This window comes from Nocardia glycosmidis, assembly GCF_052545115.1.
In genome coordinates this window covers 36,801-50,682 of record NZ_JBQWRH010000024.1, presented here as the reverse complement: position 1 = coordinate 50,682, position 13,882 = coordinate 36,801, and the positions used below count along the sequence as shown (strand labels likewise).

9 protein-coding genes are annotated in these 13,882 nt (G+C 64.6%); 6 read left to right on the top strand and 3 right to left on the bottom strand.

The genetic code is table 11. The annotated features are described in order from the left end of the window. Positions 1 to 32: 32 nt before the first annotated feature. A complete protein-coding gene (locus ACT86A_RS24615) occupies positions 33 to 1,730 on the top strand; it encodes a cutinase family protein (RefSeq protein WP_445094578.1) in 1,698 nt (565 codons plus the stop codon). 231 nt (positions 1,731 to 1,961) lie between these two features. On the opposite strand, the gene ACT86A_RS24610 is transcribed toward ACT86A_RS24615, so the two are convergent. After that, positions 1,962 to 3,161: a lipase family protein gene (locus ACT86A_RS24610; RefSeq protein ID WP_445094577.1), complete on the bottom strand. Its 1,200-nt coding sequence runs from the start codon at positions 3,159 to 3,161 to the stop codon at positions 1,962 to 1,964. A 256-nt stretch (positions 3,162 to 3,417) separates the two neighbouring features. Continuing rightward, on the bottom strand, positions 3,418 to 4,149 hold the full coding sequence (locus tag ACT86A_RS24605) for a YwaF family protein (protein ID WP_445094576.1): 732 nt from the start codon (positions 4,147 to 4,149) through the stop codon (positions 3,418 to 3,420). Between the two features lie 478 nt (positions 4,150 to 4,627). On the opposite strand from ACT86A_RS24605, the gene ACT86A_RS24600 reads away from it, so the two are divergent. The 4 genes from ACT86A_RS24600 to ACT86A_RS24585 all read left to right on the top strand — a co-directional run bounded on the left by ACT86A_RS24600 (position 4,628) and on the right by ACT86A_RS24585 (position 10,010). Then, positions 4,628 to 5,740 carry a hypothetical protein gene (locus ACT86A_RS24600; protein WP_445094575.1) on the top strand — a complete coding sequence of 371 codons (1,113 nt, stop codon included), beginning with the start codon at positions 4,628 to 4,630 and terminating at the stop codon, positions 5,738 to 5,740. A 379-nt stretch (positions 5,741 to 6,119) separates the two neighbouring features. Further along, complete coding sequence (gene qhpG, locus ACT86A_RS24595) at positions 6,120 to 7,610, top strand: flavin-dependent monooxygenase QhpG (protein ID WP_445094574.1); 1,491 nt, start codon at positions 6,120 to 6,122, stop codon at positions 7,608 to 7,610. Between the two features lie 120 nt (positions 7,611 to 7,730). Beyond that, positions 7,731 to 8,297 (top strand): hypothetical protein, encoded by a 567-nt coding sequence (locus ACT86A_RS24590; protein WP_445094573.1) that lies wholly within the window; start codon positions 7,731 to 7,733, stop codon positions 8,295 to 8,297. 420 nt (positions 8,298 to 8,717) lie between these two features. Further along, entirely contained in the window at positions 8,718 to 10,010 is a 1,293-nt protein-coding gene (locus tag ACT86A_RS24585) for a cytochrome P450 family protein (protein WP_445094572.1), read from the top strand. Between the two features lie 277 nt (positions 10,011 to 10,287). On the opposite strand, the gene ACT86A_RS24580 is transcribed toward ACT86A_RS24585, so the two are convergent. Then, positions 10,288 to 11,271, bottom strand: coding sequence for a DUF2332 domain-containing protein (locus ACT86A_RS24580; RefSeq protein ID WP_445094571.1), 984 nt, complete (start codon positions 11,269 to 11,271; stop codon positions 10,288 to 10,290). 250 nt (positions 11,272 to 11,521) lie between these two features. Between ACT86A_RS24580 and ACT86A_RS24575 the strand changes: the two genes are divergently transcribed. Then, positions 11,522 to 13,834: an arylsulfatase gene (locus tag ACT86A_RS24575; protein WP_445094570.1), complete on the top strand. Its 2,313-nt coding sequence runs from the start codon at positions 11,522 to 11,524 to the stop codon at positions 13,832 to 13,834. The last annotated feature ends 48 nt before the right edge of the window (positions 13,835 to 13,882 follow it).

The following is a 13,882-nucleotide window of genomic DNA, read 5'->3' as shown; positions in this document are numbered from 1 at the left end:
CCGTTTATTGGTGATGGAATGGGGATCAGGACGTGGCTCTTCGCGAGTTCTTCGCGCGACATCGAATCGCTTCGGCTGTTGTCGCGCCGGCAATACTGGGGGTAACGGCGGTCGTCGCCGCCTCGTGGGCACTGACATCGGCGCCGCACACCGCGGATACGCGGCTCAAGGCATCTGTAACGGAGTGCCACGATATGGTCACCATCTCGGTGGCCGGTCGCAACGACACACCTGTGGCGGGGACCACGAAGATGCTGGTCGATGCCAACGGTGCGGAATTGCCCGCCGCGTTGTCCGGTGACCACAGCAGCGAGTGGGTGGATCCAGTGGTCAATGCACCGGCCGACGCTGTCGATCCCGGTTCATATGCCGCGGTCTACATCGCATACCCGGCGAACATGGCGACCTATGAAGACGCAGTCACTGCCGGTGCCGCGAATACCGAACAGGTGATGCGGGAAATCTCGCAGGCATGCCCGGACACCAAGTTCTCGATCGTCGGATACAGCGAAGGCGCCGATGTCGTCCGCCGCGTCGCGATGACGATCGGACATCAGCAGGCCGACCGGGACGGTGCATACGGGATCGTCGATCCGGCTGATGTCGTCGGTGTGGTCATCCTCGCCGACTCGGGTCGCACGGCGGGAGACGGGCCGTTCCCCGGCGCGAAGGACCCGTTCGGCAATCCTGACGGTTTCGACCAGCGGTACCAGAACGGCACGACACCAGTGCCAGGCCGGGGTGCAGTGCAGGGCACCAGCGGTGACTTCGGTGCGCTGAACGGCAAGATCGCGTCGTTCTGCTCCGACGGCGACCTCACCTGTTCGGCGCCGGAAAACATTTCCCTGCTGCAGTTGGTGGTCAACGTGGGCAGGCAGTTGAACGTCGACGCACTCGAACGTGATGGGCTCACCCCGGCGACCGGGCAGGACGTCGCTGTCGTACTCGGCCGTATCGCGCTTGCGGCGTTCGCGGATATCCAGTCGCAGCCGAACTGGATGCAAAGCGATGAAACGTTTCTCCAGGTCCTGCTGAGGGTGTCGGATCCGGCCTACAAGCCGGGTGAGACGCCGAGAACTCCGGCGAAGGCGGAGTCGATCTCGACCAGCGAGATGTCGCCGCTGGCCTATCTGCCGCAGGAGGTGCTGAACGAGATCGTCGGTCTCATCCTGACGAACCAGAACACGATCCCGGTGATCATGAGCGACCCGTACCAGCTCACCTTGGGCCCGGACCACACGGGTCACCATTTCGACTACTGGCACGACGCCAGTCCGTCCGACGGCAAGCCGCTGACCTCCGCCGAGTATGCGGCGGCCTGGCTCACCCACCTGGCGAAGCAGGCGCAGGCGGGCGAGCGGGTCGACGCGACCGCCAAACCGGAAGCGGCGGACCTCGCCGCGGCGTACAAGGCGGCGGCGACGTCCTCGGCAGCGACGTCGTCGCCGGCTACCTCGTCGGCGGCGCCGACCAGTGAACCGGCCAAGGACCGTTCGGCGTCACCGACCACCAGTGCTGTCCCCACGAAGACCGGTGTCAGCAGCGCGCCGGTGCCGACGACGTCAGCGACGCCGTCCCAGACCCCGAGCACGACAATCACACCGCAGGTGACAACCTCACCGCCTGCGACTTCGGTCGCCGCGCCGGCCAGGACCACGGAGACAACGACCACGACAACGGAACCCGCGGCGCCGACCACCACTGGTGCCGGCCCGAGGACGTCGAACTAACGGTCGCATCCGAGCCGTTGGCGAGCTAGCCTAGCCGGCTCGCGATTGCGGCAGGTGAGCGTCAACAACGATCCTGGGGCGTCCACGGCGAGCAACGCCGCGGACGCCCCAGGATCTTTTGCGGCCCAACGTCTTCGACAGAGGCATCGGCAATGGCAAGATCCGCCGGTGGCGTATGGCGGCTGGGGTTTCACCACCTCGGAACGTGGGAGAAGCGGTTGCCGGTGCCGGTCAGCTGGGTGCGAACTGTTGCTGGAACCAGCTGAGGATCTCTGGAAGGGCAACCCGGGCCGTGCCGGAGTGGTCCAGGTCGCCCAAATTGTGCAACGTGGCAGTGTCGCTGTGCAGGGCCTGGAGGCAGTGCTCGGCATTGGCGTAGGGGACAGCGCGGTCTCCGGTGGCGGCGTAGAGGCGGACGGGTACGCGTGGCGTCCAGTCACAGGTGTCCTCGCTGTCGGCCAGCGCCTTCGCGGCGGCTCCCGTCGGATCGGCGGCCCACGCAAGGAAGCGGGGAGTCAGCAGTCCCGCAGGCGTGATCGCCAGTGCGGTCACGATCGTGATCTCACTGTGGGTGCCGTCGAAGAGCTGCTCGACCCGGTCGGCGTAGGGCTGCTGGAAGGCCTCAGCGGGATTGTCGTAGAGGTGGTGGATCCGATTCATCGAGGTGATCCAGTAGGCCAGGAACAGGACCCCGGCGCCTGGGGTGACGCGCCCGTCGAGCGCGGCGGGTAGCTGGACCTGCCGCAGGTCGAAGGGACCGCTGACCGGGGCAAGCGCGGCCACGCCGAAGCCCGGAACCGCGCCGGCCTGCAGTGCCTCGGCCAGTGCCATCGCGGCCTGGCCACCCTGGGAGAAACCGGTCACCAGCACGTTCGGGTCCAATTCGCGATGGTGCCGCGCGGCCAGCGCAGCAGCGGCGCGCAGCAGGTCGGCGGAGGCGCTGATTTCGGATGGCGCGTGGGTATAGGGGTGCCGCCCTGGGCCGTTGCCGAGTCCTAGGTAGTCCGGGGCGATCGCCGCGTAGCCCGCCGCCGCGAACATCACCGTGCGCAGCCGGTCGGGTAGGTTGCGGGTGTCGACCGATGGCGCGTCACTCTTCAGCACCATGGTCCCGTGCTCATAGCCGACCACCCGCAGTCGACGCGAATCGCTGCGCGGAAGCACGACAAGCCCACTGGCAGTGGTCGGTTCGCCTTGTGGGCCGATCGTTCGGTAGTCCACGCGAAATGCGTCGACGCCGTTGCGGACGGGAGTGTTGATCCCGCCATCGGACAGCAGCACCGCAGTCTGTTCGGCCGGCAGACCCAACAGGGGAGTGGTCGACACGATGTCGCCCCGTTCCGGTGGCGTCCCGTGCTCGGGGCTCCCGCATCCGGCGAGCGCACTCGCGAGGACGAGGACCGCCACCAGACAACGTTTCGGGCCGTCCATCGTGGATCCTCCGGATGAATCTCTGTCGGTTCGGTTCCATCATCGCGCGTGGGGCAGGCCAGCGATCTGGTGATCACCACATCCCGATGCCAGAGAGCTCCTCTTTGCCCCACCGGTGGAGCCTCGCTCTACGCCAGTTCGCGCTGCGGATGTCCACAGGCGGCCTTCGGCACCGCCGCGACGCTCTATTACACAACCGCAGGTAACGCCGGCGGGCGGCGGGGAAGTAGATTCGACATTCCCGATTCGCCGTCCTTCACGATCGGCGCGCTGTCGGGGCCGGTCGATCTCGGCGTGCAGCGGCAGCGGTCCAGGGCCAGGTCATGAGGGCCCAGACGGCGAGTAGGAGAATGGTCACGGTAACCAGGTACCAGGGCCAGGGGCCGAGAACATCGAGCAGTGATGCGGTCGTGGGTTTCCCGTTGACGAATCCATAGTTGGTCTCGGCGGCAGAGTTGAAGACAAAGGTGACCGCGGCCCAGGCTACGGTGACCGTGACGGCAGTCCAGTAGCTTCGCCAGTCCGGGTGCATGCCGATGCCCCAGGTCAGGTAGACAGCCGCCCACACCACCACCAAGTGGACCGCCCAGAAGGCCAGGAATTCGTAATGCGGGAAGTCGGGGCTGTGCAGCGCGGGCGACACAAGTGCCTGCGTGCTCAACGTGAGACACCAGTAATAGGTCAGCGCATAAGCCCAGCGCTGGTGCGACCATAGCGCGTACGCGGCCACCACCGTCGCGAGATCGGTGAGCCGCAGCGGAACCGAGCGGCCGAGGCTCGGGGGGACCATCGTGGAGACGTAGATCGCCAGATACAACATCATTATCGAGGCACCCGAGGCCCGCCCGAATCGGCGTGCGCTGGAGGGGCTGGAGTGTGTGCGCCCGACGCGGATGACCACCGCCGCCCCGACCGCGAATACGGCCAGCACCACCAAGTGTGACGGCCCGTACGCGGAGAACTCCCGCTGCGTCGATGGCGGGTCCATCTACCTGATTTTATAGGTGCGAGCACACCACGTCGAAGCTGTCGCCGCCGACTTGGTCGTACGCGGTGACGTCGTTGGCCTGGGCTTGGCAATACGCGCCGCGACGGCGACGAATCGCGTGCCGCTTCATCTTCGCGGGAGCTGGGTCCGGTGACGATGCGACACAGTTGTCGAATGACGCCGCTCTTGCGGAACGTCGCTCGCCTGGGGCCGTGCAGTAGGACGGCGTGGCCCGATGCTTGGTCCTTCCCGGCTCGCCGGCAGCGCTGACGGTGGCATCCGGGTGCCGGACCGCGATCGCGCACCGAGGTCGATCGCCTTGCCGGAACCCACTGAACCGGTCGTCACCTCGTAATCTACTGCGGGACTCCGGGATTGGAAACCGCCACGAATGCCGTTCGTGTAAGCTCTGTTACCGAACGGTGATCCGAAGTTGCTCGAACCACGTACCGACGTCCAGACAACGGAAGAGCCAGGTATGACCAGATACGCGCACTATGTCGGCAGCCTGCCCGCGGAACTGACGACCGGCGATCGCGGCGTCATGCAGTGGTTTGCCGACCGTAGCAACGGATCGCCGGTCACCGCCGTGCCCTGCGATCTCGACCCGGACTGGATCCTCGACTATCTGCGCACGCGCAAGAAGCATGACGACGTCTTCGAGTTGGTGCGGGCGGGTGCGTGGGCCGATTACAGCGACTTCCCCAGCTACGGTATCCGGCCCGGCCGCACGTTGCAGCCGCAGCATGTGTCGATGGATCGGGTCGAGCGAATCGGTGCGGTCGTCGCGGAATTCGAAGCGCTCCAGCGCAGCCGACCGGAGCTGGCCGAGACGAAAGTCCAGATAAGCCAACCGAATCCGCTGGATCTCGCCATGTTCGTGTTCGCGGGCGCAGCGGTTTCCGCCGGTCTCCCCGTCGGCCAGGCATTGCGCCGCCGCAATCTCGTGGTCGATGCGCTCCGGCATCTGCCGGTGTTCACCGAAGCGGTGCTGCAGGAGGTGGCCGAGGTCAACGATCGGTACGGCGACCGTGTCGTCTGGCAACTGGAGTCGCCCATCGCGCTGCTGAGTATGGTCAAAGCCGAGCAATTGCATATGCAGTGGGCGCTTGTCTCCGTGGTCGCGCGGCAACTCGCCGGCATTCTCGGTCGGATGCACGAACTCGGGGCGGAGACAACGGTGCACCTGTGCTACGGCGACTATAGCCACAAGAGCCTGCTGAGCCCACCCACCCTCGCACCCGCGGTGAAGCTGCTCAATACGAGCGCACGATTGCTGAGCAAGCAGGGGAGTCCACTGCCCCCGGTGCATATTCCGTGCGCTCACGGTGCCGAGCCCGCGCCGCTGGACGCCAACTTCTATGCACCCTTGCGCAAGCTCGACCCGGACTGGCGGTTGATCGCCGGTGTTGTGTCACCGGACTCCGCGGCGGACAGCGCACAGGCGCTGTCGCTTTTCGAGCAGGCTGCTGCCCGAACCGCTTACGGCGTCGCCGCTGCCTGCGGGCTGGGCCGATGCACCGTCGACGCCGCGGAACAGGCGGCCGCGACCACCGTCGCCTTAGCCCGCATCGGGGAAACGCATGGTTGAGTTCTGGTGAAATAATTCGCGGGCAATGGAATAGACAGTTTTCCTGGCCCGGCGCAAGGTGTATGCATGTTCATCGACCTGTGATCGGTCGGACTGCGCCCGGGAATAGATTTTGCGTGTCCGCAAATCGGCCCATCGAAATGGCGCAAGTATCAGCGAAACCCGCTCAGCCTGCGGTTATATTGCTGGCAGGCAACGTATTTCAGCTAATATCCCGCACGGGTCGGTATCTTTTGCTACGATGAAAATCGTGTGCGCTCTGGTCCAGCTAACCAGAGACAACACGTGATCCGGGTTTACGCAAGGTCGTGGGCCCGGAGTTGGTTCGGTTTTCGGTGCGGGCGCACCATCCGTTATCAGCACTTCCAGGGAGTTTGCTATGGGGTACAATCCGCATGTTCTGGTAATCGGAGGAGGCCCAGCCGGTTCGACTACGGCAGCCTTGCTCGCGCGAGCGGGCATTCGAGTGACCCTTCTGGAAAAAGAGAGATTCCCGCGATATCACATCGGGGAGTCGCTGCTGGCGTCGTGCTTGTCGACACTGCGCCTGTCCGGCGCCTACGACGCGATCGCTGCGCACGGTTTTCAGGTCAAGCGCGGCGGAGTCTTTCTATGGCAGAAGGATACTTGGCTATTGGACTGGTCCAGGCTCGTGGACGCGGACGCTTGGTCATGGCAGGTCGACCGCGCCGCGTTCGACGACATCCTGCTCCGTAATGCCGCCAAGCAGGGTGCCGAAGTGATCGAACAGGCCACTGTGACCAAGGTGCTGTTCGACGGCGACCGTCCGAGGGCTGTCGAATGGACCGGGCCGGACGACGATCAGACCCGAACCACGGAATTCGACTTCCTTGTCGACGCCTCGGGCCGCGCGGGTTTGCTGGCCAAGCGGCATTTCGATATGCGCAAGCAGCACAAGGCCTTTCGGAACACCGCGATCTGGTCCTACTGGACCGGAGCCCGCCTGCATCCGGACAGTCCGGAAGGCGCGATCAACGTCATCTCGACCCCGGAGGGGGGTTGGATCTGGCACATTCCCTTGGCGGACGGCCGCTTCAGCGTCGGCTATGTGATCTCCAAACGTCAGTTTGTCGCGAAACGCAGTGAGCACGAGTCGCTGGACTCTTATTACCTCGATGTCATCCGTAACAGTGCGCCATTGAGTGCGTTGCTCGAGGGAGCACAGCAGGTCGACGAGGTCCGGGCCGAGCAGGATTATTCCTATGTCTCCGACCGGTTCTATGGTCCCGGTTATGCCATTGTCGGGGACGCGGCATGTTTCCTCGATCCGCTGTTGTCCACCGGCGTACATTTGGCGACGTACGGAGCGCTGACCGCGTCGGCGGCGATCGCGACCGCCTTGCGCGGTGAGATGAGCGAGTCCGAGGCGCTCGGCTTCTTCGACTACACCTATCGGCGGGCGTACTGGCGATTCCTGGTCTTGGTTTCGCGTATGTACGAGCAGTACGTCGGTTCGGAAGAATATTTCACGCATGCCAGCAGCCTCACCGAGGCACATATCGGCGACACCCCACAAGAGTCGTTTACCCGGATCATCGCGGGCCTGACCGACGTGGACGAGTCATCGGGAGAACAAGAGCGCACCGATACCGACGCCATCGTCACCGAAGCCGAACTTCTCGACGAGGATCCTGCCGAGGTGAATATCAAGTACATGGGGCACTTGGATATGTCCCCGGTCTGGAATATCTGGCGCGATCCATTGGGTGCGGACACTGTGATGGGTGAGGTACGAATTACGACCGAGCCAGTACTCGGCCTGACCAGTCGACCTCGCACCGCCGACGAAATGGATGGCATCGTTCGCCCATTCATTCCGCCGAAGGATGCGGATGCCGCCACTGCTTAGCCCGGCTTTCCGGCACGGATTTCCAGTGCAAATCACTGCACGGAGCCGACAGTTGTGACGATCATTCGATCCGTCCCCGAACCGCCGGGCCTTCCCTCGGCCGGTGGTTCGGGTTTCCGGATGAACAGAGACGTGATCGGGCGGTTCGGTCATCCGCTCACCAGGATGCTGCTGGCCGGAGATGGTGCCACCATGCCGGTGCTCGAGGCGATGCTCGGGACGGAACTCCAGGTTCGTGTGCTCCGGCAGGACGATATGGTGGCCAGTCGCCTGCCCAGCAGCGTCTCCGAGGCGTTGCGGGTATCCGGTACCGACCGCGTCGTCGTCCGCCGCTCATCGCTGGTCGACTCCGACCTGGTGACCGTATCAGTGAATTACGTCGTCTTCGTCGGCGGACCCGCAGCCGAATATGGCGTGGACGATGTCCGGATGCCGATCGGCCACAACTTGATTTCTCGAGGTGTATCCCAGCGGCGTGACATACTGCGCGCGGGCTTGACCAGATGGCCGGATGGCCGTCTCTGCGCCGCGAAGGCCTACGTCATCGTGCTCGTCGATCGGCCGCTTTGCTATATCCGGGAATCCTTCAATCCCAACGTTGTTCCGCCGGATCACGCGCATACTGCTGACCGCGATCTGCACTGGGACGACGAGCCGGTCCGGGACCGACCGACCTCCCTTGGATAGCACGGGACTTACTCAGGCGAGTTCGTGCGGTGCGGTCAGTGGGCCGCGCACCCGTTCGTGGGCCGGCCAGTCCGCGTGATCCGCCAGCGCGGCGATTGCACCGGCACGGGACTGATCGCGAGCCCCGGCATCGAACTTCGTCGCGAGGTTGCTAGCGTGGGCTGGTCGCCACGTGCCGGACGACAGGTAGCGGAAGCTTGTAGTAGTTTCGAACCCGTCAACGACGAGAGGACTGATGAATCAAGATATCGCCGTGGTGTTTTCATGGTTCTGACCCCTCACGATGCTGAGTGCCGTGGCGGTCGTGGTTGATCTGGCACCCGACGCACCACTGACCTCGCTCGATGCACGTCATCGAGGCGCGCGTCCGCACTCACTGCACTCTCGTCGAATCCCTGTTCACCATCTGGAGTCACGTCTTTGACCACCCCGTCCCCAATACCCGCACCGCACACCGCTGCGACCGGAACTTGCCCCGTCCCGCACGGACCACTCATCGGTATCGATGACAGCCGAGTTCCGCTGTATACGCCGGAGTTCGTCGCCGACCCGCATCACGCTTATCACGAGATGCGTCGCAAGTACGGCACGCTCGTTCCGATCGAGTTGGCACCGGGCGTGCCGGCGACCTTGGTGATCGGCTACCGGACTGCGGTGCGAATCCTCAACGACCCCAATCACTTTCCATCCGATCCAAGGACCTGGCAGAAGACCATCCCCGAGGACTCTCCGGTTCGGGCGATGATGGAGTGGTTACCGGCCGCGCGATACAACACCGGTGCGGTGCATGCTCGCTATCGGCAAGCGTCCGTCGCGAGCATCGACGGGATCGATACGCACACCCTGCGTCCCACCGTCGAGAAAATCGCTGTCCCGCTGATCAACACATTCTGCGAGTTCGGTTCCGCCGACTTGGTGAGCCAGTATGCGTTTCCGCTGGTCCTCGAGTTCCTGAACCAGGTGGTCGGCTGTCCGGCTGAGATCGGGCGGCGGGTCGCGACCGGGATGGCCGCGCGGTTCGATTCGGTCGATCCCACCGAAGGCATGAAAATGCTCAAAGACGCGCTGATGGAGCTGATCCAGCTCAAGCGGCAACAGCCCGGCAACGACGCCACCTCGCGGCTGGCGCAGCACCCGGCCGATCTCGACGACGTGGAAATATTCGCCCAACTGATGAGCTTTTACGGCGCGGGTTTCGAAGCGCAGCGCAATCTCATCACCAATACCTTGCTGCTGATGCTCACCGACGACCGGTTCCGGTACGGAAGCGACGGCCTTGGCAGGAACCTGTCCACCGAACACGCACTCGACGAGGTGCTGTTCAACGACCCGCCGATGGCGAACTTCTGCACGACGTACCCGCGGCAGCCGATCATGATCGACGACGTCTGGTTGCCGGCGGACCAGCCGGTCCTCATCAGCCTCGCCGCGTGCAACAACGACCCGGAGATCCGTGGCACCGACGAGCCCGGCGGGAGCCGGATCGGCAATCGCTCGCATCTGGCGTGGAGTACGGGCCCGCATACCTGCCCGGCGAAGTTCGTCGCGTACCCGACTGTGCAGAACGCGATCGATCAGCTGCTCGATGCGCTCCCCGAAATGGAGCTCGCGGTGCCGGCGGACCAGCTGGTCTGGCGGCCCGGTCCGTTCCACCGGGCGATGACGGCAATGCCGGTCTACTTTCCCCAGTCCCCGCCACTGACCGTGTACTGAGAGGCTGCCGCAGCGGCAGGAATCCTGATCCAGCATCAGTCCAGCCGGGCGCGGTATGGGCGGCGCCCGGCAAACTCACCCTTTGACGAAGGTGAATCCGGTCGCGTCGGAACGGGTCCCGCGACCTGGTCGGGCGCAGCAGCTGCCGCAATGGCGGCGAGGTCCTCGGTGAGCCGGCCTGCGGTGCCTGCCTTCGCGGCAGCCGGCTCGTGCCGCTGCTACGAGTCCGCGCCACCCTCGTTTGCCCCCTGGCCACCGGCCCGTCCGGTGATACCGATCAAAATCCGTGCGCGGCGGCGCCGTCGATCCAGTCCAATGACTGCCCGTGCGCGCCCGCGTAGGCAAGCGGTTGCCCATCGAGGCTGACGACGAAACTGCCCCGATTCGCAGTGGGCGGCTCGGGAAGTCGTGCCGCAACCGCATCGAGCACGCCGGCACCCTCGTTGGCGATCCAACGGCACCGAAGATCCCGTACCATCGCCTCGAACGCGCGGCGGGAGTCGGTGTCGAGATAGCCGAGTACTGCGCTGCCGAAGACCACCGCGGTGGTATCCGAGGAAGTCGCGTCGACCAGATCCGCGACGGTATCGAGCAGGTCACCGGCGACCAGTCGAGGCGGGTCCGTCCGAGCGACGCCGACCGCGGCGCGCAATCGCCGCAGCCGATGCTGCTGCTCGGGCCAGATCAGACATTCGAGCGAGCGCACATCGTCGGTGTCGTTGACATCCAGCGGATTCAGATCCACCCCTGTCCGTGCTGTCACCGTTGGCAGGCCGGAAGGCAGCGGCGGATTCCCCGACGTCGCACAAGAGAGCACGACCGACGACACTTCGTCGCCCGGATCGAGCGCTACCCGGTCGTCGTAGCGGTAGCTGTACCGGTCGGGATACAGACACAACCCGGCTGAGGCGCCCACCTCGATCAGCGACAGTGGGCCCGGAATACGCGCCAGCACCGGCAGCAAGACCGCCGCACGACCGGGTTCGTTGGTCTGTGTGCGCCGGACCGATGCCACCTCGGCAACCTGGACCCAATGCTCCGTCAGCCAGGCTTTGAAACCCGGATAGTCCGATGGTTCGACGCCGACATAACGGGCCGCGCCCAGGACCAGGTTCGGTTGCCGCTTGTCCGGCGGAAGCTGTTCGATCAAATCGACAACATCAGTGTCAGAAGCGATTCCACGACACCACTCGTCGTAACACGGTGAATGCCCGCGTACCTCGTACTCGGCGAATAACTCGTAGCGCTGGGCCGTATTCATCCGTGCCCTCCAACTCTCCGACTGGCTTCCGAGGCCAGGTCGCTGCTGTCGACGCTATCAAGTGGTCCGCAATCGGGACGTCCTGTCATGCCGCTGATCGCACTGTCCGACGAACCGGCCGGCGCCGGCGGACCCGGCGGCTTGTGGGACCTGATGGTGCAGCTGTGAATAATAGACCGCCCGGTCACCACTTCGGCGCACCGTGCGCGAAAGGGTCGCGATCCGGGGAGCGGGCGGTTTGACTGGAATAATGCCTGCTCCATCCTACGCTCGCGGCTACGAAGATTTCGGTGGCCGTATCGGTCGCACCACGGTCGAATCGACCCCAGAGTGGGCCTATCCGCCTACCGCACCCGCGGAAGCTCCGAACATTGTCGTGGTGCTGATCGACGATATGGGATATAGCGACATCGGCCCGTTCGGCTCCGAGATCGAGACGCCGACGCTGGACAGGCTTGCCGCCACCGGTCTGCGGCTGACCAACTACCACACCACCCCGCTCTGCTCGCCGTCACGTGCGTCGCTGCTCACCGGAATCAACGCTCACCGAGCAGGTTTCGGATTCGTCGCCAATGCCGATCCTGGATATCCAGGCCTTCGCTTGGAACTCGCGGACGACGTCCTGACCCTGCCGGAGATCCTGCGCGACAATGGGTATGCGACGTATGCGGTGGGCAAATGGCACCTGGTACGCGACGCCACGATGAACCCGGCCGCGAACCGAAATTCGTGGCCGACCCAGCGCGGTTTCGACCGGTACTACGGATCGTTGGAGGGGCTCAACTCCTTCTACTATCCGAACCAGCTGGTCTCGGACTCATCGGTGGTCGACATCGAGGAATACCCGGACGGCTACTACCTCACCGACGATCTGACCGACAAGGCCATCGGCTACCTCAAGGATCTGCGCGCGCACGACGCCACCAAGCCGTTCTTCCTGTACTTCGCCCATGTCGCCATGCACGGACCACTGCAGGCCAAGCCGGCGGATCTGGCCAAATACCGAGGCCGTTACGCCGAGGGCTGGGATGAACTACGTCGGAGCCGGTTCGCCAACCAGCTCGCCCAGGGTTTGTTCCCCGCGGGCACGCAGCAGAAGCCGCGCAACACGGAGCCAGGATACGAAGCGGCGGAATGGGATTCGCTGACTCCTGCCGATCAGCGACGATTCGCCCGCTACATGGAGGTATACGCGGGCATGGTCGATAGCATCGACCAGAGCCTCGCACGCATTCTCGACACGCTCGAGCAACTCGGCGAGCTCGACAACACCATCGTGGTGTTCACCTCCGACAACGGCGGCACCGCCGAGGGCGGACCGGAAGGCACCCGCACCTATTTCGCGCAGTTCGCGCAGATCACCGATCCGGATTGGGTCGGCGATGTGCCACACGACGAGGAGCTGATCGGCACCGCGAAGCTCGGCGTGCACTATCCGCGCGGCTGGGGCCAGGCGTCCAATACGCCGTTCCGCTTCTACAAGGGCCAGACCTTCGCGGGTGGCGTCCGTGTGCCGTTCCTGCTCTCCTGGCCGAAGGGGCTGCCGCGCACCGCGAATGACAACGGTATCCGGCACGAGTACACCTATGTCACCGATCTCGCACCGACGCTGCTGGAGCTGGCCGGATTGCGTCACCCCGGTGTGCGCAAAGGTCTGCCCGCCAAGGAATTCGACGGTGTTTCAGCAGTCGATACGTTGCGCGATCCGCGAGCGCTGTCCAAGCACACCGAGCAATACTCGGAGATGGTAGGCAACCGCGGCTTCTACCGCGACGGCTGGAAGCTCTTGTCGCTGTATGACCCGGAGACCGATGTCGACCGGCCGACGTGGCAGCTGTTCGACGTCCGTACCGACCCGACAGAGCTGCACGACTTGTCCGCGCAGTTTCCCGAGAAGGTCGCGGAACTGGCCGCTGCCTGGGACGAATCAGCCTGGGCCAATACGGTTTTTCCGCTGGTCACGCGCCAGGATCTGGCGCGGCGGCGGCCGGAGGAGTCGCGTTTCTCGGCTCCCGTCCGCCTCTTGTTCGGCACGCCCACCCTGGAACGCTATCGCTCACAGCGCCTGATCGCGTACCGGTATTTCGCCATCGAGGCCGAACTCGGCGACTACCAGCCTGGTGACGAAGGTGTCCTTGTCGCGCATGGCGATCCGTTGGGCGGCTATGTGCTCTATATCGAGAACGGCCGGGTGACATTCGGTCTCAACAGCTACGGCCTCGACAACACGGTCACGACCGGACTTCTCGCGATCGGCGCACAGCACATCACAGTTCGCGCCACAGTGCGACCACGACTGCGGTGGGATTTCGCCATCGAGATCGACGGCGTCCAGATCGCGCAGCTACTCGACCAGGTCCAGTTGGTCGGCATGTCGCCGTGGACCGGTATCTCCGTCGGCGTCGACGCCCGCGGCCCGGTCTCGTGGGATCTGCGCGAGCGCCGCGGCACCTTCCGCTACACCGGTGACCTGCGCGCGATTACCTACACCCCCGGTCCGATCCAGGTACCACAACAGACCATCGAGGCGGTGGAGCGCGAGGCGGAATTCGTTGCTGAATGAATCCCGGGTGCACAGCGAACCACGGCTGTAGTCGGGGATGATCGCCCG